This is a genomic window from Pseudomonas typographi (genome assembly GCF_014694385.1).
GTDB lineage: Bacteria > Pseudomonadota > Gammaproteobacteria > Pseudomonadales > Pseudomonadaceae > Aquipseudomonas > Aquipseudomonas typographi.
In genome coordinates this window covers 1-319 of sequence record NZ_JAAOCA010000158.1, presented here as the reverse complement: position 1 = coordinate 319, position 319 = coordinate 1, and the positions used below count along the sequence as shown (strand labels likewise).

Annotated in this window: 1 protein-coding gene; it reads left to right on the top strand. The window is 55.8% G+C overall.

The window, feature by feature from the left end; translation table 11 throughout:
* Window positions 1-319: IS3 family transposase (locus HAQ05_RS28210; protein WP_190427722.1), on the top strand; the 319-nt coding region annotated here is incomplete at both ends.

Here is a 319-nt window from a genome sequence, read left to right as displayed (position 1 = left end):
GGCTACCGCGCTCTTGATGGCCGAGGAACACGAGCGCTCGCGTTAGTCGATCAGCTTCGCTCCGAGGAGCCGGTTGATCTGTTGTGCTCGGTATTTGAAGTCACCCGATCTTGCTACTACGCACACTGTCGAAAACGCCGATCCCCTGATGCCGAACGGGTGATTTTGCGCAGCCGCGTGAGCGAATTGTTTACCCAAAGCCGAAGCGCTGCGGGCAGTCGAAGCATCATGCTGATGATGAAAGAGGACGGCATGCAAATCGGGCGATTCAAGGTACGTAAGTTGATGCGCGAGATGAACCTGATCAGCAAACAACCGG